Raw genomic sequence first — 21,391 nt, forward strand, 5'->3', positions numbered from 1 at the left:
AGTTCGTTTGATATGTCAAACAGGTGTAAATACCTGATAAAATAACTGTATAACTCATTGATAATATTAAGTTGATAATTGCTGTAATCAATGGATAGAATAACTTATGAAATTATTTACTCTCATCTCTTTTCTTTTTTTAGTCTCATGTAGTTCAACAACATATAACAAGACTGTTGATTACGTGGATATTAATCGTTTTATGGGAAAATGGTATGTTCTAAGTGCCCGTGCCACATTTCTTGAAGAAGGGGCCCATAACTCTCTTGAGATTTATAAATGGAATAAAGAGAAACAACGTATTGATATCGATTTCTCATTTAATGAAGATTCATTTGAAGGTGAGTTAAAAGAGATTCCTCAAAAAGCTTGGATTATTAATAAGGAAACGAATGCTCATTGGGAAGTCTCTCCATTTTGGCCACTTTATTTTGATTATCTTGTGATTGCAATGGATCCTGATTATCAGTGGGTTGCTATTGGTGTTCCTGATGAGAAGTATCTTTGGATAATGGCCAGAGATTGGCGTAATCCTGAACCTATTATCAAGAAAGTCACGAGAGAGGTAAGTGAGCTAGGTTACTCAGTTAAAGACTTAGTTGATGTAAATCATAAGTGGGACTAGTCTAGGAAGTATTCAGCAACTCCATATAAACCATTCTGTTCAAATGGGAAGATGACTGAATCATTCACTGGATTATAGTCAAATTGAACACCTCGACAATTAAACCCTGTCATTGTCCAAGGTAGCGCTCCTAGGTCTGTATTTGTGGTTAGGTTGTGGGCATATAAGCGTGAACCATTACAATAGTACATATAGTCTACACCCGATCTTCTTGCGTATGTAAACCCATCATCGATATTTCTAGGAGTGTAGGCAATCTGCTCAACTGTTCCATTACTGTTAAGTGCAATAACACGACGTTGGGCACCACGATACATTTTTGCCATAATATAGCGGTTGGCATTACTATCGTAGAAAATATTTCTAAAGTCATCCCAGTATTCATAGAAACATGTTGACCCATCTACTGGTCCTGATTGTAGAGCAGAACAACTTTCACCTGAATTCTCATATCCAATTTTACCCATAATATGAGACTGGCGGTAGCTATCTGTTGAATCATATTTCTTAAGCATGAAGTCTTCATAGCGCTGTGTTGTCGGGTTATAACTCATACGGTTCATAAAGAGTTGTCCATTTGCAAAACCAAGTGGAAGTCCGCGGTTATTATTACCATCAGTATCAATATCTGCCCCAATCATACCATCAGACGTTGGATCGTAATATGGAGTTCCCCCTGTATTATATAGGATATCTTCCCAAAGTCCTGTGCCTCGATTAAGCATGGCCATACGTCCATAGTGAGTATGTCTATCTGAATAAATATTTCCAGTAGCACGATCAACCATCATCCAGTATGCGTTTCTAACTGGCTGAACATCAGCTTGAGTCGTCGTATCTTGTGAAGCAATTGTACCGTTACCAGCAACAATATTGATATTCCCGTCTGGTGTGAATTGTTTAATATAATAAGATCTTGTATCGTTAACGACAATATCACCAGTATTAAGTCTTACAACTCTTGATATGTCTGCAAATCTTGCGTTAACGGCATTGACTCCATCTCCGTATCCATAGCCTTGACCAAAGATTGTGACAACATTTCCATCACCATCAAGTGTTCTAATTCTACCACGATCGTTAAAGTATATTTTTCCAGTTTTAGTAACAAAGACAGAATAGATATCCATGTTACAAGAAGTGGCCGGCGTTCCATCTGCACATTCTCCTCGTGTACCAGAACCAAGTATTCTCGTATATGTACCATCAAAGTTGTTTCTGTTAACATAACTTCTTGCTACAGTAACATATGAATTACCATCCATTCCTGTGTAGTTGTAATAGTGATACCAACGGTAACTATTATCAAATGGAGTAATTGCCTGACCGGTTGTAGGGTCAAAGTATACTCTTGCGTATGTATAATCTGAAGTCGATGTGTACATATCACATCCAGGGAAGTTCTTATGGTGATACGCGTGACCAGTCATTCCTTCAATTACTGAAGTACTAGTATTATATTTTAAACCAATGTAACCAATTCGACATTTTGATAAGTCTTGAGTCGCTTGCCAACCATCACCAGTCCCTCCAAGATATAGTGATTCTACTTGTCCTGTAGATGCCTTATAGACTCTAACTCTGAAACTACCAGCTGTTTCAATACTTTCAGCTCGTTCAGAATTAAACCAGATGTCACCATTTGGAAGAGGAGTGAATAACATCGCGTTTGTACGATATTCCCATGTTCCATTATGAGTTAATTGCAGATCAAGTGGGTTTGTTACAGTGTCTGCTGTATTTGAGCCACCACCAATTATAGTTTCAATTGTCGGGTTATCCATATTTAAATCAACACGACGAATTCTATTATAGTCATAAATTAGAAGTCGACCTTGATAATCAAGCGCAATTTTTAAAGGGTATCTAAGTGTTGCACTTTCAGCTGGACCACCGTCTCCTGTACTCGTTCCTGTTGTTGTAATGAATAGTTTTTGCTTACCATCTGCTGGATCAACTGTAAGAATCCCTCTTTTGTAGTCTGCAAAATAGATATTTCCATCATCTGTGAAGACAAGTGAATTGATATCAACTGAGTCTCCAACAGTTTTATTGAAGAAAAGTGCTGTACGAGCATCACCACCAAGTCCGGCCTCAGTGTTACCAGCGATAATTTTGATCTTATCAGCATTAAGAGGTGTTGAAATTAGTTGGGTACTAATTGCTGAAGTATTTGTTACTTTAACACGTATTTTATAAGACGTTGCTAGAGGTGAACCACCTGTCCATTTATAACAACCCTCATTTGTATCTAGGGTAATACTTGGACAGCCGTGATTAGTATGAGGTGCAATCCCTTGGGCACCAGCAATGGCCGTGAAAGTTTTTTCATCTTGAGTATAGTATAAGTTTATTGCTGTTGAATCTAGTCCCAGAATATCATCAACTTTCCATCTAATATAAACGTCAGAACCTGTTGGAACTGATGAGTCTAAACGAGTAGGAGGGATTGATGTTGTATCTGAATTTGCAGCTGCAACGTCCCAGATTGATGGTGGATCAAATTTTGTATATCCAATCGCATTATAATCAGTATTTAATGTTGTTGTATTTGTTGAAATATTTCCTGCTTCATCTTTTACCCATGCATAGACATTATAATTTGCTGGTTGCCATCCAAGTAAATGTGAAAAATCTACGATCGTTACATTTGCAGCAGGTGACATACCTATTGATGGAGAGTTAAGCGCTAACCAACATTCATCTCCAGCTGCCGGTGCAGTTGTATCATTTGTCTTTAGACATAATTCAGTGATGTAGACGTTTGAATTCTGTGAGTTCGCATTAATAGTATAAGGAATAAAGTTAGTTGGTGAAGGATCTGGCTCCGTCGTTGAGATTGATGTTACAACTGGAAGGCCAGTTTCTCTAATCCAAGTACCGCTTACATTAGTCGTATTACTTGATGCGTTTGTTTGTGCAAAGTTATAGTTATTTGATAAATCAGCAGCTGTCGTTGCTGTCGTCCAAGACCATACTCCTGAAGAACAAGTCGTTGTCGTCGTTTGTGCCCCAGAGATATTTATTGTTAGGCCATTTTCACATGTACCTGTGAAAGTTGCTGTTGATCCGTTATTTTTGATTGTAGCAGTATCAATTGCAAGAGCAGGAAAGTTAGAGTCTCTTGTCCAAGTATAAGAAAGAGTTGATGTATTTCCTGCCGAATCAGATTGTGTAAATGTAAATGTTCTTGTTGCATCTGTCGTGTACGTTTGAGAAGTCCAGCTCCAGTTCGCAGCAGAACAACTGATCGTATCTGTTTCTTGATTTGATATTGCAATAGTATTATTTCCTTCACATGAACCTGAAACAGTAATGCTATCAGTATATCTAATTTCAGTTGGGTTCTGACCAATATTGATTTCAAAAGGTACAGTCGCTTGAAATGCTGGTGGAGTCGCATCTCTTTCCCAAGATAGTGAGAGTGCTGGAGAAGAAGTATTTCCAGCAGCATCTGTTTGAACAAGGTTATACACATATGTACCATCTGCTGTTTTTGGAGACGGTGTCCATGACCATGTTCCAGATGAACAATTAAATGATGTTGTTTCATCACCTGTAACATAGATTGTATAATTACCTTCACATGTACCAGACCATGCATTAGGCGTGTTCTGATTAGTGAAGTCTGGTGATATACCAGCTGTTTTTGTCATAACTGGTGCAACTTCATCTCTAATGAAAGTACGTGAAATAGTTGTAGAATTTCCAGCAGCATCAACTTGATTTAGTGTTACAACCTTTGAACCGTCTCCATCAGAGAAATTAACAGTTTGTGAAAACGTTCCAGCTGAACATGCTATTGTAAAGTTGGCTTGAATATCTCCTGATATATTAATATCTCTACCTGCCTCACAATTACCAGTGATCGTTGTACTTGATAGGTGATAAGAGTTATTTGCTGGAGAGCTATAACTTAGAGCAGGGGCAATAGAGTCAATTGTAAAGACATTCGATTGCACAGTAGATGAATTTCCTGCTAGGTCAGTAAAGCTAACTCTAAAGCGTGCAGTGGTCGTGTTAATTGATGGAACTGTCCAAGCCTTTGTAAAAGTTTGACTTGATATTGGGCCATTAATAGCTGCAGTTGTCCCAAGGCTAGACCAAGTTGATCCATTGTAAAAATCAACGCTAAAGTTTTGACTTGAAGATGTACTTGCATCTGTCGCATCCCAAGTTAGATTTATTGAATTACCACCTTTTTGAATAGTAGGTGTGGTTAGTGCTAAAGTTGGATTAATTGTATCGTAATAAACATAGAGATCATTTGATGACGTTGAAACGTTACCATTAGGATCTTTAGACCATGCTTTTAAGATGTGTAAACCTTGTGTTGTAGAGGCTAGAGTGTAAGTAGTTGCACTTGCTGTTGTTGTACAACTTACCCAGCCAGCATCACCAGCAGTAGGTTGAGTACCTTCATTTATTAGAACTTGTGAAATATCACTACAGCTACTTACTGTCATGGTATTAACAGTTGAATTTGTATATGTAGCTGATGTTAGAGCAATAGCTGGAGGCGCTGATGGAGTTTTGTCATTTACTGTGATTGTAACAGTTTCCGGTGTAACTGCATCAAGTGATCCATCATTTGCAATAAAAGTAAATGTATCTGTCCCGTTAAAATTCACATTACTTGTATAAGTACAAGTAAGGTCTGTTCCATATGATCCTGTCGTAATACAGTTTGTCAGAGTTCCATTACTTGGTGATGAAACAATTTTATATGTAAGAGGATCTCCATCTACATCACTTGCGTTACTTAAAGTGATTGATAGAGCAGTATTATCATCTGTTGTAAACGATTGATTAGCGACCATTACAGGAGCATCGTTAATTGAGTTTATCGTAATATTAACTGTTGCCGTTGTTGAATCAAGAGCTCCATCATTTACTTTATATGTAAATGAAGTCGTACCATTAAAGTTTAATGCAGGAGTATATGTACATGATCTTGATGTTCCACCTACACAGCTTACTGTTCCAGAGGCAGGGTTTGTTACTTTGATATAACTTAAAGTATCACCATCAATATCTGCACCAGCTGTTAAATCAAATGTCAGAGGAGTATCTTCGTTTGTTGATACTGATTGCGAAGCCGCTAATGTTGGAGCATCATTAACTGGATTGATTGTTAGGTTTACTGTAGCGTTTGTGACAGCTGTTCCTGTACCGTCTGTTGCGATATATGTAAATGAATCACTTCCGTTGTAGTTAGCATTAGGTGTATATGTACATGTTAAGTCAGTTCCATAAGTTGTTGTAATACAATTTGTTAGGCTTCCATTTGTTGGAGCTGCTACTAATTTATAAGTTAATGCATCACCATCTACATCGGTTGCATTATTTAAAGTGAAATTAACAGCTGTATCCTCATTCGTTGAAATACTTTGATTAGCTCCCATTACTGGAACATCATTTACAGCTGTTACATTTACAGTAACTGTTGCAATGTTTGAATCTAATGCCCCGTCATTTACTTTATATGTAAATGTAGTAGGGCCATTAAAGTTTAAATCTGGTGTATATGTACAGGCCGTTGAATTTCCTCCTGTACAAGAAAGTGTACCATCAGCAGGATTTGAAACGATGATATAAGAAAGTGTCGAACCTTCAATGTCAGATCCTGTATTGAGGTTGAAATTTAGTGGTGTATCTTCAGCAGTTGTAACTGATTGAGTAGATGCAAGGGTTGGAGCATCGTTTACAGGTGTTACATTTATTGTCACTGTAGAATCTGTTGATGAATCTGTTAATGTGTCATTACCACGATATGTAAAGGTATCAACTCCGTTGAAATTTAGATTTGGAGTGTAAGTACAAGTCACATCAGTCGAGTATGAGCCAGTTGCAATACAATTTGTAAGTGTTCCATTAGCTGGTGCGGTAATTAATTTATATTGTAGAGTTTGTGCCGGAAGATCGACATCTGTTGCACCATTAAGAGTTAATGTTAGAACGTTATCTTCTGCAATTGTTTCTGATTGGTCACCAACCATTACAGGAGCATCATTTTCAGATGTAACATTTATTGTTACTGTCGCTGTTGTTGAATCAAGTGCTCCATCATTTACTTTGTAAGTAAATGTAGTGGAACCATTGAAATTCAAGTCTGGAGTATATGTACAATCACGTGATGTCCCACCAGTACAAGAAAGTGTTCCATCAGCTGGGCCACTAACAATAATATAGTCAAGTGGATCAGATTCAATATCGGCCCCAGCATTTAAAGTGAAGTTAAGTGGTGTGTCTTCATTAGTACTTACTGTCTGTGTTAATGCTAGTGTTGGAGCATCATTAATCGGATTTATTGTTAACGAAATTGTTGCAGTAGTCGTTGCATCTGTGATGCTATCAAATGCGATGTAAGTGAATGAATCACTGCCATTATAGTTTGCATTTGGCGTGTATGTACAATCAATATCACTTGCGTAACTACCTGTTGTAATACAATTAGAAAGTACTCCATTTGCTGGAGGTGTTACAACCTTATAAGTTAATGTATCACCATCAACATCAGTTGCTCCATTTAATATAAAATTTATGGCCGTATCTTCATCTGTTGTAATACTCTGATCAGCTGCCATAACAGGTGCATCATTAATTGAGTTTACTGTGATTGTTACTGTTGCAGTTGTCGAGTCTAGCTCACCATCATCTACTTTATACGTGAAAGAATCCGTTCCGTTGAAGTTAGTGTTTGGATCGTATGTACAATCTCTTAATGTCCCTTGAGAACAGCTAAGGACTCCGTTAGATGTCGAAGAAAGAATTGTATAATTTAATGTCGTTCCTTCAATGTCGCTTCCTGCATTTAGGTTGAAGCTTAATTGTGTATCTTCATCAGTTGATTCGGCCTGAGTTGCAGCAAGTGTTGGGGCATCGTTAACTGGAGTGATTGTGAATGAAACCGTTGCACTTGTAGCAGAATCAAGAGCTCCATCATTTGCCACATATGTGAAGCTGTCGCTACCATTGAAATTAGCATTTGGCGTATAGTCACATGTTAGATCTTGGCCATATGTTCCAGTTGTAATACAATTTGTTATCGTTCCATTTGTTGTTGAATTTGTTATCTTATAAGATAGGCTAGCTTGAGTATTATCAATGTCGCTAGCCTGACTAATAGTAAAAGATATTGGATTGTCTTCTGGTGTAGTAAATGACTGGTTTGCAGCAACCACTGGAGCATCGTTTACATTTAAAACTGTAAGATCAACCGTTGCTTCAGTAGAATCTAGTTCACCATCGTTAACTTTGTAAGTAAATGAATCAGGGCCAACATAATCGGCGTTAGGAGTGTAAGTACAGTTATTAGTGTCCGTTACACAACTAAGTGATCCATTTGTCGGTGTCGAAGTCAGAATATAGTTTATGCTAGGTGAATCTACATCATAACCTTCAGTTAGTGTAAAATTATGGACTGTATCTTCTGTAACATTTACTGCCTGGTTTGCAGCAAGTGTTGGAGCATCATTATATAAGACAACATCTAAAGAATAACTGAACTCATGGTGAGGTATCGTTGTATCAACATTAGCATCACCAGCATTCTTTCTACCGATTCTTAGTGTTACTGTAACATTTGGAGCAGAATCAGCAGGTGGGATATAGAGCCATGTATTCGAGTTTGAAACAGTTTGTGTTGTTGTTCCATCGTTAAGAATCCATTGATAGGCCAATGTATAATCAGTATCCCAGTGAACTGCACTTGTTGTAAATGTATTTGGATTTAATCCCGCATTTCTTTCATCATTAGCTAGATCTGAATTTAGATCTTCGTGAAGAATTTCAGGAATTGTTAATGATTGGATTTTTGGGGCTGCTTCTTTTAGAATTTGTACATTTTCACCTTCTGTAATCTCTGCAAAAACAGTTGCTACATCAGTACTATTTTCTAATTCTGAATAAACAGTTGCATAGTCTAGAGTAGACTGATCGATTTTATTTGTAATAATATCTTCTGCTTCTTCAAGATAAAGAGCAAATTCCTCTGTTGGATTGTAAGTAATATCTGTATTAGTTATTTTTGCTAATAGACTTGATACGGCCGTAATATTTTGTGGACGATAATAGCTTGTAACAACCTTTTCTAATTCTTCACTACATCCAGTTATTTTTACCTTGTATCTGGCCGGTGTTGAACTTTCTAGTCCTAGCTCTCTTACATCAAAAGAAAAAGCTGTTGATTGATCAACTCCATTGAAAGTAATTGGATTATCTTCTAGTGGAGTCATTGTTACTAAGTCGAATAATTCAATACGTGGATCGATACATGTTACTGCTGCATAGACGTTACTGCTAAAGAGGCCATTGTCTGTTTTTGTGATAAGTCCATTTAGGGGAGGTATCTCACCTTGAATCTTTGGTATAACGACAACGTTATTATTAGAGCCTGAAGATTGAGAAGCTTCATCTTCACTTTCAGTGGATGATTCTTCTTCGGTGCTTTGAACAGACTTTGCATAAGTATAAGTTTTTTCTTCTTCGTCTTTTGAAGGACTTTTTTTGTCTTTTATTTGTTCATTGATTGCTTTGGCATAATTTGGATCAAAGTAATCAGCTTGCGGTGCATAAGATGATCCAGTGTATGTAGATGGATTACGTTTTTTTATTTTAATTTTTTTCTTCTTAGGGGCCAGTTTTGAAATATTGCTATCACCAAGATCGGCCTCTAATGTACTTGCACCATCTGTGTTTGAATATAATGAAGGTATTGAGGAAGGTCCTCTTTTTCCAATACTATTATAAAGTTTCTTTTTTACTTTAGGTTTAACGAGTTCATACTTTAGCCCTGTCCTCTTTGCGAGCTCACTATAATTTCCTGCGCTTTTTTCATTTGATGAAAAAATCCAATAAGAAAAAGTGAATATTATAGTGAGGATAACTCCTACACCAAGACTAAGTTTCTTCAATTATCTTTCCTTTTTCCGCCAACGTACTGATTTTGTTTGTTTAGTTAACGATAATTGTTGCTCAATACTTTTCGTCTCTTTTTACTGATTTCTTAACATTTTATACATAATCTACCTGTTTACGTGTAAACAGCTACTTAGTAGCTGTTTCTACAGTTGTCATTGATTTTTGTGGCAATAATCTGTGTTGTTTAGCTTAGATTTTATGAATATTCAGATACTTGCTAATTAGCAAATTCATAGACGTGATTTATTTAGTATGAGGATTTATTTATATTTTAGATAAGAATTAGCGTTTTTGAGGAAATATTATTGACCTAGTCTCAAAAATGTCTTGAAACTAGGTCATATTGTCATTTTATTCAGCTGCGAAGTAACCAATATAATCGATTTCGCATGATTTTGGGTTAACTGCAACGGCAGCATTAAACCAACCTGAGTGGAAGCTTCCAACTGCAGAATAGATTAACTTGTCTTCTTTAAATGAGTTTAGTTCATGGCCTCGGTCGTTAAGTAATTTTTTTCCGGCCTCTAATGTCGTCTCTAACGTCACTTCTAAGGGTCTATCAGATCTTAATTCATAACGAAGTTCATTGCTCACTTCAGTTAAGCATGCATTTGTCATAAATGATGTGAGGATCGTAGTTGTGATAAGTGTTGCTTTTAAGATGTGTGCCATTATTAGCTCCTATTGTGGGAAAGTGAAGTAATGGCCGCATCCTAACTTTAGGTTTTTTACTCGTCAATATTGTATGTAAACTATCTACTCTTATAGTGAGTAACTTAACAAAAAACTAATAATTTTCTACTGCAAATTGTAGTAATTTAGCTTCATCTGGTATTTCAATTCTTCTCCCTTCTCTATGAATGAGCTGTTGCTCCTCTAGTTCTGTTAAGACGCGGGCAACACTTTCAAATGTACTCATAGCAAAGTCTGCGATTTCTTTTCTTGTCCATGTATGATCGGGGTTTTTTAATTTGAGATAGGTTAGTGCTTCAACAATCCTGCGCTTAACTGACTTATCTGCCATTCCCGCAAGCCTTGTTTCAGCTGCACCTAATTCTTCGGCCATAAGCTTTGTCATCTGCTTTAAAAGCGCTGGGTTTGTTAAGCAAATATTGTCACATTGTTCACGGCTTATAATGAGAACTTTTCCCTTCTTCAAGCAAACAGCATTTGCATGATAGGGAGAATTACTAAAGTATGAGCGATGACCAAATATATCACCCTTGGTGAATACTCTTAAGAAGCTCTCTTTTCCACTCGGTGTATTAAAGTAAAGACCAAAGATACCTTCCTGTACAATATAGAGAAGGTCTGCTGCTTCACCTTCGCTATAGACTGGATCTCCTTTTGAGTATTCTTTGATTAATTTATTTGGAAGTTGTTTTAATATTTCTTCAAGCATCATATTCCTAAATTTCTGCACTTACTAATTTAAGTGTTATTTGATGGTCATCAAAGTATGTATTCATTTATTATATATAATTAAGATGTTGAAATGAAGTAGATTTCAAAAATATAAAGGTGGTTTATGGATACTTTTTTATGGCCCTTAGTAGGGGGGATATTAATTGGACTCTCTGCGGCAATGTTGTTGTTATTTAATGGACGTGTCGCTGGTATATCAGGGATTCTCTTTAACTGTCATAAGGCATTTGTAGGAGAGGGATGGCGAGTCTTCTTTATTGTGGGGCTCATTGTAGGAGGAGTTCTAATTAAGTTTATTAGTCCCGAGTTCTTCAGTTTTGATATTAATCTTAGCTTTCCTAGGGCCATTATTGCTGGGCTATTGGTAGGAGTGGGTACAAAACTAGGCTCTGGTTGTACTTCAGGTCATGGAGTTTGTGGTCTAGCAAGACTATCAAAGAGATCTTTTATTGCCACAATTACATTCATGTTAACTGGAGCAATAACAGTATTTATTATGGGACAATTAGGAGCAACGATATGAAAAATATAATGGCCTTATTATCTGGTGCTGTTTTTGGAATTGGACTTTCTGTTTCAGGGATGGTGAATCCTAAAAAGGTTATCGGCTTCCTTGATATAGCAGGGTCTCAAACTCCTTGGGATGCAGCTCTTGTTTTTGTTATGGGAGGAGCAGTTGTAATAGGACTTGCAGCAACTCACCTTATTAGAATGAGACAGAATCCAGTATGTGATTCACAATTTCATATGCCTACTAATAAGTTGGTGGATAAGAAGCTTGTAAGTGGTGCAGCTTTATTTGGAATTGGTTGGGGAGTCGCTGGGATTTGCCCAGGGCCTGCTCTTGTGAATATTGTGCAATTAAATTCACAAATCTTCGCATTTATTGCCTCAATGCTTATTGGGCAATTTGTAGTGACAAAAATAGTTAAATAGAAAATATCAATAATGATAGTTGACTAGTTTTACTCGTCGCATATATTCTATAGTGTATGTACGAGTATTTAAATACATTCTTAGCGGGAACCGGTATTAGTGTTCCCGAACTCTGGTCAGCTATCATTTATATTTGCATCACAGTAGGTGCTTCTTTCTATCTTATATCGATGGGTATCTCTGGCCTATCATTACAAAATCTATCGAATAAAGAACCAGATAAAAAAATACAAACATCTATCATGTGTTTTGCTCAAGCTGTTGTTTGCTTCTTTATAATTGCTCACTTTTTTATGCCTATCTATTCAAAAGCTAAAGTTGCAACGACACTTTTGATGTTTATTTGCACATACACAGCTCGCTATTATTACTGGGAAAACTTATCAAAAGTATTTGATGAACCAAAAGTGATGCGATGGGTATATAAATCAATTGTCTTTGGTGCAATTTCTCTGTGTCTTATCCATTTGTTGTGGATGGCCTTTTATGATGTGCATACGTGCTGCTTAGGGCCTAATCTTATTAAAAGTAATGCAAGTAACTTTATCTTAAAAGTACAGATCCCCTTTGTTCTTAATAAGTCCTTTAGTGGCCTAGTTGCTTTTTTCACATTGGCGGTTTCAGTAGTTTATATAAGGTTTTTCTTAATCTCACTAAAGCAAGGTGATCGTTTGATGATTTTTGGCCTGCTCTTAAGTGTCCTTAATATTTTATATACGACAAGTTTCCATGCTTTTGGCTTTCAGTATTGGATTCCTCTTTATTTTATCGTCGATCTTATAGAGTATACAAGACTACAACAGCTAGAGCTTTCACAGTCACGAGAGAAATATCGCTCGCATGATGAATCATATCGAATGGTTATTCATGATATTGCAAATCCGATACAATTTTCTTCTTTGAAATTGAATCGATTAAAGAGAAACTCTCTTATATCTTTAGATGATGCTAATGATATATCAACGCAAAATAGCCGCATTATAGAAGCTTTAAATAATCATAAAAAGAAAAATTAGTTTAAAGACTTAATCTTCAAAAGATATTGTTTAATCGCTTGGCAAATAGTAATATGCGACAAGATGTTTGGTTATTTAGATATTTTAGATTCACAATTTTGGAGTAATATAGGCTTTGCTTTTTTGGCAATGGCCGCCGGTTGTTACTATCTGTCTCTTGCCATCACAGGTCTTCATTTAAAACGTATAGGCCAAGGACAATCAAAACATCGAGTGAAAACTTATCTTATGGCGTTTTCTCAGTCCGTTGTATGTTTTTTAGTTTTAGCGAAGTATTTCTTTCCAATATATTCTGATAAGAAAGTTCTTGTTAGCCTACTTCTTTTAACTTTTGGCTGTGTTTCGAAGTTACTTTATTGGAATAATTTAAGTTATTATTTTAAAGAATCTAGTGGCCCTCGTATTTTTTATAAAATAGTGATTTTCTCTGCTATTTTTGTATCAGTTACTCACATCATATTTTATTTTATTGAAGGAGGAGGAAGCTGCTGCTTGGCCCCTAATGTTATCAATGAGACGACTTCAGAGATTTTAAAAATACAGGTTCCTTTCAAAGTAAGTAGTCTTCTTCAAGGTTTTCAAAGTGGTTATATTATTGTCGTTTGGTTGATTTACTTTAGTTTTTTCTATAAAGCCTTAAAGACCAACGACTTGGCAATGAAGATTGGACTAGGACTAAGTGTTGCCAATGTATTCTATACTTTAAGTTATTTTGTTTTTGATTTCCAATATTGGATTCCACTATTTTTCCTCACAGATATTGTAGAATACACAAGACTTCAAAGAGTTGAAATTAATCAAATAAATAATGACTTCAAAGAGCAAAGAGAAAAAGAAGCGAAGCTTCTCCATGATATATCTAATCCTTTACAGCATACTTGGACGCGTCTACGAAGGATTATAAAAGACAAGTCAAATCAAAGAAACTTGGATATTGATAAAGATGTAAACTCATTATATATGGCAACAACGAACGCCATTGATATTCTAAATAAGTATCGACAAGAAGATGAAAACTTCTGTCCCATTTCTTTGGCCATTAATGACGTCGTAAAGATGTATGATAACGTAAATATTGATTACATTCCACCACAACATGAAGTCGATGTTAATTGCCAGGTCGTAAAGAATACTCTCATCAATCTTATTAAGAACTCAATTGAAGCCTTAGGTGAAGACTTGAAATGGATTAAAATAGAAGTAAATAACTCCTCTAATGAAGTTCATCTCAAATATATTGATAGTGGATTATATAGTGACTTTAAAAAGCCACAGAATGCTTTTAAATATGGTTATAGTTCTAAAGAGGGACGCGATAGAGGAATTGGTCTGGCATCAGTGAAAGCAGATATTGAAAAGATTGGAGGACGAATTAAATTAGGTCCTTTCCAAGACAATACCTGCTTTGATATCTATCTTTAATTATTACAATTACTCATCTCTAGCCAAAAACTACCGCTTGTTGATGCACAGGCCGAACAGTTAAATGAAATAACAAGTTGATCTCCTGGGTGAATCTCTCTTCCGATATAATCACCTGGATTGTATGTCATGGCATCAGTGCTTCCATTAATGTATATTTCCCAAGGTGAGCTGGGTGTAAACGGCCCAGAATCTATCTTGTAATTGATTCTCTCCAAACACCAATGTTGCTTTGATGTAAAAGGAGTAACGCTATTAGAGGGGCTAGATACTTCGTTATTAATTCCAAAAAAATAAACATTAGCGTTTATATTGCTAAAGCGTAAAGTTAATTGGGCAAAGTTATCATTTTCAAAAAGAAAAACATTTCCATCTGTATCAGTTTTAAAGCATGACGTGAGTGAGATTAATGCCGCTAAGATTAGTATATATTTCATTTTAAAACTCCATTTCATAGTTAACATTTAGATCAAGATTTTTAACTTTAATATCTTGAGCTAGGAATTCTCTATGGATCAGATTAAAGAGTAGAGCTGTCGAAGAAGAAAGTTTTCTTCTTGCTCCGATTTCAAATCCTTTACCTGTATAGACATTAATATTTGGTCTATCAGAGCTTGGCATATAAGATCGATAGTCAATCAGATACGTCCAATTGTCACTATAGTCGTATGCAACTCCAAAAGTCATATAAGGAATAAATTGTGTACGTTGATCTAATACTGGAGTTAAGCTTGTTTCGAAACGTCCTGTTAGGAAAAATTCATCTTGTAGATGGTATCCTACTTTAAATCTTAACTCAGAATTTAGACGATAGTAGATATCAGCAGCAAGTTCAGGTGAAATAAAGTCATCATCTTTATTCTCTGGTCTTTGATCATCACGAAACATATAGATTGAATCAACGCCAATCTTATATCGAGCATAAAGACGTTTATTAAATACTTGTTGATAGTAAACAGCGGCCGTTATTCCTGCACCGACGTAGTTACTTTTGCTGTCGTTATTATCCATTGAGTAATAGCCCATTCGGCGAGCACCCATGCCAAAGCTTGCAGACCACCTATTGTGCATATTTGTTAAATAAGACGTTCTTGAAAGAGGAGTGCCATGATCCACAACTTCGTGACCTTTAACTTCTCTATATTCAATTTTTTCATTAAGTTTTTTCGCTACTTCTTTTGCTTGTTCATCTTTCTCATTTACAGCAACAAAACCTTTCTTCTCATCTAGCTTTACATTATTGGCCGCAATGAATTGTCCTGTATTCTTGTCAATATCACCAACTTTCAAAGACTCATCTTTAATTTCAGGGATAAAAATGGCAGAGTCGAGATCCACTATGGCACCGTTGTTTGGAATTTCGTCTACTTTTGTATCCTTACCATAAAGATATGAAACTTGCGTTTCATTTAGCTTTGCTTCTGGAGCTTTTTGAATCTCTTTTGCAGATACTGTCTCAAGTGTTTCGTTTTTCTCTAAGGCAATAAGCTGGTTAGGGTTAACTTTTTGAGCTGGAGTCTCATCGTAGAGGTGGTCATAAGTTGTGGATGCGCTACCTTTTTTAACAAGTGTAACATCATCACGATCAAGACTTTCTTTGACTGTTTCTTCGATATCAACTCTTTCTTCGTTGATTTTTTTTACAGCTACTTCACCTTCTAATGTAATAACTGATGTCGCTTTATTTTTTTGACTAGCAACAGTGATAAACTCAGTACCTCGAACACCTAGTGCCATTGTTTTCGTCTTTATATAGACTTTATTAAATGCCTTATGACCTTTTACTTTTTTATCCTGTGGCCTAATCTTTGCTCTCATCTTACCGTTTAAGAGCTGGATGATACTTCCACTTTTCTTTTCAATCTTTGCAATTTTTATTTTTGTATTTGGACCAACAGTAATATAACTTCCATCTTCTAGAATTTGGACTTTCACAAAGGAGCGCACTCTCGTAACAATCGAGGTGTCTTCTTTGATTAATTGTCCTTTTTTGACCCAGGAAGCTTGAATCGCTCCAGGAGGAAGTTGAGAGACTTTTCCTCTGATAGAGACTACTTTTGCAAATTTAGCGTAACTGTTGAAGTGAACTCCCAATAGGAGAGTTAAGATAAGTAGATAATTAAATTTCATAAAACATCCGTGTTCTTTAAATTGTTTTCATAATTATAAGTAAAAAAACAACGAATGTTTAATGTTTTTTAATATTTCTTAAACGGATTCACTAGCTGTTTGTAGATAATTCTCAATTCCGACTTTTTCAATCAGAGAAAGTTGTGTTTCAAGCCAATCAATATGATCGTTTTCAGTATCTGATAATAGCTCTAAAAGGATATCGCGAGATACGAAGTCACTATATTTCTCACAAAGTGCGATGGCCTCTTTTAGCTTTTTGCTATTAGCAAGCTCATATTCAAGTTCATCACTAATAAGCTTTTTAACGTCACGAGATGGCCTATACGGAAGTCTAGTTCCTAGCTCTGGCATTCCTTCTAAAAAGATAATTCTCTCGATTAGCTTTGTTGCATGAATAGTTTCATCATCTTTTTCATGATCAATTCTTTCATAGAGCTTTGTAAGTCCCATATCTTGGAAGAGACGAGAGTGGAGAAAGTACAGATCAATTGCCGATAGCTCTTGTGTTAGTAACTCATTAAAAATATCGATAACTTCTTGATTTCCTTTCATTTTTTCTCCTTTTTAGTAGCATACACGATTCGTCGAAATTTTAAAATACAATAATATTTGACTCATTTACTAAAGTTAAGAAGTTGAATAACCGATAAAAATAGTACGTGAAAATGTACGTAGGAGGATAATAATGAAAAGAATTTTAGCAATTGTAACTTTGGGAGTTACGCTAGTGTCTTGTGGTAGTTCGCCGAGCAGGGGAGTTGCTTCAGTAGAAGGTAGTTGTGCTCTTCAAAAGCACCCATCAAAGAATCATTATCGTATCTTAATTCATGAAAAGCCCCATAGCCAATATTGGTATACGAAAGGTGATGCCATGAAAATTAAGGATTCTTTTGTAAAGAAAGGAATGTGTGAATAGATTTAAATTTGAATAATTAAAGGAAATTAATATGAAAAAAATTATTACATTAGCAATTCTAGGACTAACTTTAGTATCTTGTAGTAGTACTCCTGATAGAGGACCTTCTTCTAAGAAACAATTCGACTCATATAAATTTCAAGATTCATATGAAAACGTTTATAAAAACGGTAAATATTAACCAATAAAAAAGGCCCTCATTTTGAGGGCCTTTTTCTTATATAAAGCTTTAATTTTAATGATCGCGCCTTTGGCGAACCGAAAGATCTGAAGATCTTTCTCTCGAATATCATGTGCCCAAAATAGGTGCGCATAGACAAAAAAAAGAGACTGAAAGTCTCTTTTTTTTTAGCGCTTTTAGCGAACCGAAAGACCTAAAGGTCTTTCTCTCGAATATCATGTGCCCAAAATAGGTGCGCATAGACAAAAAAAGAGACTGAAAGTCTCTTTTTTTTAGCGCCTTTGGCGAACCGAAAGACCAGAAGGTCTTTCTCTCGTATAGCTTGTGCCTTAAATAGGGGCGCATAGACAAAATAAAAGGACACTCAGTCCTTTTTTTTGTCTATTTAATAGCCTCACGGATATTAGAAGATAGCCAGTCCATTACCCATACAATCGTTGCAATTACGATTACAAGAAGACCAACTTCATTCCACTTTGCCAGACCTTGGTATTGCATTAGCATAGTACCAATACCACCACCACCAACTAGACCAATTACTGTGGCCATACGAACATTGATGTCCCAACGATAGATAGTGAATGATAGGTATGGAAGAACGATTTGTGGTACAACACCAAACCAAATAACTTGGATAGGGTGAGCACCTGTTGCCATCATTGCTTCAATTGGCCCATTAGATACGTTTTCAATTTGCTCTGAGTAAAGCTTTGATAGAGATGATACAGAGTGAAGACAAAGTGCCATCATACCAGCAAATGGCCCGATACCAACCCATACAGAGAAGATAATCGCCCATACTAGAGGCTCAATTGAACGTGATACGTTTAAGAAGAAACGTACAATTGTATAAATAGTCATTGTGAAACGTGAACCATTCATTAGGTTTCTTGCTGCAAAGAATGCTAGTAAGAATGCAATTGGTAGCGCTACCGCTGTTGCAATGAAGGCCATGTAGATTGTTTCAATTGCTGCAAATAGTGCTTCTTCAAAAATTGCAAAGTTTGGAGTTAAAAGAGCTGTAAAGATTCTCTTTGCTCCTGTCATTCCCGATTCAGATAAGAATTCGTAAATTGAAATTTGAGAAATATAAATACTAGCAATGAATGTTAAAACTACTGTCGCAATAAGAACGAAAGAAAATGGCTCTTTCATGAAAGGAGTATTCTCATCTCTTTTCATGATACCTGTAATTCCACGTCCTAGTGACATTTTAGTTTTATAAAGGATTGCTGAAATAGCAAAACCAATAGCAAGTGCTATTAGTGGTTGATTCCAAGTAAAGTCTGGGTAGCGAAGACCTAAGATTAGCTTCTCCCATACGATTTTCCATGAAACTAGTGCAAGGTATGACCATACTAGGAAGTCGATTACAAATGAATAAAAATTCATTTTCATCTTCCAAGTAGTTTTATCTTCCTTACGCTTTGGTAAGTTATTAACTTGATTGTCTGCAGTTTGAGTTGTCGTTGTCATTATATATTGTCCTATTTAATCAAAGTAATTAGTTAATTGTTACTTCAACGGCATCTTCACCGTAAATTGTTTGGAACCATTCTTCGTTGATATCTAGAGGTTGACCTTCATAGATAAGTTTTCCACCTTTAAGAGCTACAACACGTGAAGCGTACTCTCTTACAAGTGAAAGGAAGTGTAGGTTACAAATTACAGTTACTCCAAGTTCTTCATTTACCTTTTTCAGGTATTGCATAACCGAGTGTGAAGTTGCAGGGTCAAGAGACGCTACAGGCTCATCAGCAAGAAGTACCTTTGGGTTTTGCATAAGTGCACGTGCAATCGCAACACGTTGCTGTTGACCACCTGAAAGGTTGTCTGCTCTTACGTTTTCTTTACCTTCAAGGCCTACGATCTTGATGTAATCTTGTGCTTTTTTCTTATCTTCTTCTGAGTAGATACCAAAAATTGACTTGATAACACCTGTTTTAGATAGAGTTCCTGAAAGAACGTTTGTCATAACAGTTCTTCTTGGGATTAAGTTAAAATGTTGAAAGATCATTCCAATGTTTGAACGCGCTTCTCTCATTGAGGCACCCTTTAACTTTGTAATGTCTTTACCTTCGAAGTTGATTTCTCCACTTGTTACATCGTGAAGACGGTTCATACATCTTAGCATTGTCGATTTACCAGAACCTGATAGACCAATAATTACTAGGAATTCACCTTTATCAACGTTGAAACTTACGTTGTTTAGGGCGTGGCATCCATTTGGATAGACTTTATTAACATTTTTGACTTCTAAAATCATGTTTGTTCTCACTTTATAGATTTTTGTATATTATTTCTTTTGAAGTTGCTCTTCTAAGTTAATATTTAGTGTTTTAATTACGTTTCTTAATCCATCATAATCTGCATCAGTTGTATCAACTAGGCCACCAACACTGTAAATATTTTCGAATACATCCTTACCATCTGGTGTAGCTATGTATTTTTTTACCGCTGCGATGAATTTATCAGTAACTTCTTGTGGAAGTCCTTTTCTGAATACGAATGGGTCATTTGGGATCTTCTCAGTAATTTGAACGATTTTTACCTTATCTTCAACATCTGGGAATTGAGTTTTTACACGTGAACGTGCATCACGGATTGTTCCGTCTTCAGAAGGTGCTGAGTAGTAAGTTGCACCAGCATCTACTTGTCTTTGGTATACCATTGTTACAACGTTGTCGTGCTTAATTGCAAAAGTTGTATTTCCTGGTTTTACATCATTTTCCATCATAATCTTTAAAGGGAACATATAACCTGAAGTTGACGATGGGTCAGTGTAAGCAAATTTCTTACCTTCTAAGTCTTTAATTGAGTTAATACCACTGTCTACGTGAGCAATGATTTGTCCTTGGTAGTAATCATGTCCATAACGAAGAACTTTAAGCTTTGCACTTGCACCATATTTTTCATTGGCCATTAAATAACCAAATGAGTTCATAACTGCAATGTCAGCTCTCTTTGAACCAAATGATTCAACAACAGAGATATAGTTAGTAGGGATACCTGTCTTAAAGAAGTATCCAGTTTCTTTTTCTAGGAATTTAATGAAGTGAACAGAGTTCGATGCAATTGTGTCTGCGTCTACAGATGGAGTGAAGTAAAGTTTTACAGGATTGTCTTTGCTTCCTAGTTTCATATCTCTTTTACATGAGATACCTGTTGTGATCGCTAGAGCAATACTCATAATAGCAACGATTGTGTGTTTCATTTGTTGTTCTCCTCTATTAAAGCATGTTGCTAATGCATGCATATATAAACGTAATATTTGCGTTCTAAAAAAATCTAACATTTTGAAATTACGCTCTTTTAACATGAATGAGACAGATTTTTAATGTCAACCTAATCACATTTATAATTATCTTTAAAAAGTGAGTAATTACAGTAACTTAATTGCAGTAGTTTTTATAATATTTAAATATTGTTTAAAAGAATTAGGGTTATAATATATGCATGGCATTAAACATCAAAAGACTTGAACGATTGCCACATCCAACAGAGCAGGTAAGTAATGATCAGGTACCTGTTGAAGAGCCAGGTCGTGGTGCTGAAGGGTCTAAAAACTACGAAGACAATATTAACGATAGTAAGCGCTTATCGCTTATTAGAGGCTATGTTGAGGCCATTCACGAAGACCAGAAGAGTCCCAAAAAGAAGTATAAAGAAAAGCATAAAGAGACACGTAAGAATATTTTCGAATCAATCTATGAAAAGCATCAACGGGCCAAAGAGAAAGCAAAAGAGAAGAAAAAGAAATTTGCTGATGCTATCAGGCGCTTAAATATCTTGTAATCTTATTTACATTGTAAACA

Annotated in this window: 17 protein-coding genes; 8 read left to right on the top strand and 9 right to left on the bottom strand. The window is 35.9% G+C overall.

Going from position 1 to position 21,391, the window contains the following annotated elements; genetic code table 11:
- Window positions 1-106: 106 nt before the first annotated feature.
- Window positions 107-625 carry a lipocalin family protein gene (locus tag ACN5L8_RS00735; protein WP_419172017.1) on the top strand — a complete coding sequence of 173 codons (519 nt, stop codon included), beginning with the start codon at window positions 107-109 and terminating at the stop codon, window positions 623-625.
- Here ACN5L8_RS00735 and ACN5L8_RS00740 read toward each other — a convergent pair.
- The 3 genes from ACN5L8_RS00740 to ACN5L8_RS00750 form a co-directional block, all read right to left on the bottom strand.
- Window positions 622-9,540, bottom strand: a complete 8,919-nt coding sequence (locus ACN5L8_RS00740; protein WP_419172018.1) for a tandem-95 repeat protein — start codon at window positions 9,538-9,540, stop codon at window positions 622-624. The genes ACN5L8_RS00735 and ACN5L8_RS00740 overlap by 4 nt on opposite strands.
- Before the next feature lie 358 nt (window positions 9,541-9,898).
- Complete coding sequence (locus tag ACN5L8_RS00745) at window positions 9,899-10,219, bottom strand: hypothetical protein (protein ID WP_419172019.1); 321 nt, start codon at window positions 10,217-10,219, stop codon at window positions 9,899-9,901.
- Between the two features lie 115 nt (window positions 10,220-10,334).
- Window positions 10,335-10,952 (bottom strand): Crp/Fnr family transcriptional regulator, encoded by a 618-nt coding sequence (locus ACN5L8_RS00750; RefSeq protein WP_419172020.1) that lies wholly within the window; start codon window positions 10,950-10,952, stop codon window positions 10,335-10,337.
- A 123-nt stretch (window positions 10,953-11,075) separates the two neighbouring features.
- Between ACN5L8_RS00750 and ACN5L8_RS00755 the strand changes: the two genes are divergently transcribed.
- From ACN5L8_RS00755 to ACN5L8_RS00770, 4 genes are all read left to right on the top strand, one after another.
- On the top strand, window positions 11,076-11,495 hold the full coding sequence (locus tag ACN5L8_RS00755) for a YeeE/YedE family protein (protein ID WP_120404725.1): 420 nt from the start codon (window positions 11,076-11,078) through the stop codon (window positions 11,493-11,495).
- Entirely contained in the window at window positions 11,492-11,908 is a 417-nt protein-coding gene (locus tag ACN5L8_RS00760; protein WP_120404726.1) for a DUF6691 family protein, read from the top strand. Before ACN5L8_RS00755 ends, ACN5L8_RS00760 begins: the two co-directional genes overlap by 4 nt.
- Window positions 11,909-11,964: 56 nt before the next feature.
- The gene (locus ACN5L8_RS00765) at window positions 11,965-12,924 is read left to right on the top strand and encodes a hypothetical protein (protein ID WP_419172021.1); all 960 of its coding nucleotides are present in this window, start codon (window positions 11,965-11,967) and stop codon (window positions 12,922-12,924) included.
- Between the two features lie 63 nt (window positions 12,925-12,987).
- A complete protein-coding gene (locus tag ACN5L8_RS00770) occupies window positions 12,988-14,346 on the top strand; it encodes an ATP-binding protein (protein ID WP_419172022.1) in 1,359 nt (452 codons plus the stop codon).
- Here the strand turns inward: ACN5L8_RS00770 and ACN5L8_RS00775 are convergent.
- The 3 genes from ACN5L8_RS00775 to bfr all read right to left on the bottom strand — a co-directional run bounded on the left by ACN5L8_RS00775 (window position 14,343) and on the right by bfr (window position 17,031).
- On the bottom strand, window positions 14,343-14,783 hold the full coding sequence (locus ACN5L8_RS00775; RefSeq protein ID WP_419172023.1) for a hypothetical protein: 441 nt from the start codon (window positions 14,781-14,783) through the stop codon (window positions 14,343-14,345). The two genes, ACN5L8_RS00770 and ACN5L8_RS00775, sit on opposite strands and share 4 nt — an antisense overlap.
- A gap of 1 nt (window position 14,784) precedes the next feature.
- Window positions 14,785-16,476, bottom strand: a complete 1,692-nt coding sequence (locus ACN5L8_RS00780) for a FecR family protein (protein ID WP_419172024.1) — start codon at window positions 16,474-16,476, stop codon at window positions 14,785-14,787.
- Between the two features lie 78 nt (window positions 16,477-16,554).
- Window positions 16,555-17,031 carry a bacterioferritin gene (gene bfr, locus ACN5L8_RS00785; RefSeq protein ID WP_115362365.1) on the bottom strand — a complete coding sequence of 159 codons (477 nt, stop codon included), beginning with the start codon at window positions 17,029-17,031 and terminating at the stop codon, window positions 16,555-16,557.
- Between the two features lie 133 nt (window positions 17,032-17,164).
- Between bfr and ACN5L8_RS00790 the strand changes: the two genes are divergently transcribed.
- Window positions 17,165-17,395, top strand: coding sequence for a hypothetical protein (locus ACN5L8_RS00790; protein WP_115362368.1), 231 nt, complete (start codon window positions 17,165-17,167; stop codon window positions 17,393-17,395).
- A 31-nt stretch (window positions 17,396-17,426) separates the two neighbouring features.
- A complete protein-coding gene (locus ACN5L8_RS00795) occupies window positions 17,427-17,576 on the top strand; it encodes a hypothetical protein (protein ID WP_162929598.1) in 150 nt (49 codons plus the stop codon).
- Window positions 17,577-17,957: 381 nt separating this feature from the next.
- Here the strand turns inward: ACN5L8_RS00795 and phnE are convergent, their stop codons facing one another.
- From phnE to ACN5L8_RS00810, 3 genes are read right to left on the bottom strand one after another with little or no spacing between them, the layout of a single operon-like run.
- A complete protein-coding gene (gene phnE / locus ACN5L8_RS00800; protein ID WP_199506653.1) occupies window positions 17,958-19,052 on the bottom strand; it encodes a phosphonate ABC transporter, permease protein PhnE in 1,095 nt (364 codons plus the stop codon).
- Between the two features lie 28 nt (window positions 19,053-19,080).
- Window positions 19,081-19,842, bottom strand: a complete 762-nt coding sequence (gene phnC / locus ACN5L8_RS00805) for a phosphonate ABC transporter ATP-binding protein (protein ID WP_115362370.1) — start codon at window positions 19,840-19,842, stop codon at window positions 19,081-19,083.
- 30 nt (window positions 19,843-19,872) lie between these two features.
- A complete protein-coding gene (locus tag ACN5L8_RS00810) occupies window positions 19,873-20,790 on the bottom strand; it encodes a phosphate/phosphite/phosphonate ABC transporter substrate-binding protein (protein WP_419168526.1) in 918 nt (305 codons plus the stop codon).
- A 242-nt stretch (window positions 20,791-21,032) separates the two neighbouring features.
- On the opposite strand from ACN5L8_RS00810, the gene ACN5L8_RS00815 reads away from it, so the two are divergent.
- The gene (locus tag ACN5L8_RS00815; protein ID WP_419172025.1) at window positions 21,033-21,371 is read left to right on the top strand and encodes a hypothetical protein; all 339 of its coding nucleotides are present in this window, start codon (window positions 21,033-21,035) and stop codon (window positions 21,369-21,371) included.
- The last annotated feature ends 20 nt before the right edge of the window (window positions 21,372-21,391 follow it).

Origin of the sequence: Halobacteriovorax sp. (genome assembly GCF_048381875.1) — a bacterium.
In the GTDB taxonomy this organism is placed as follows: domain Bacteria; phylum Bdellovibrionota; class Bacteriovoracia; order Bacteriovoracales; family Bacteriovoracaceae; genus Halobacteriovorax_A; species Halobacteriovorax_A vibrionivorans.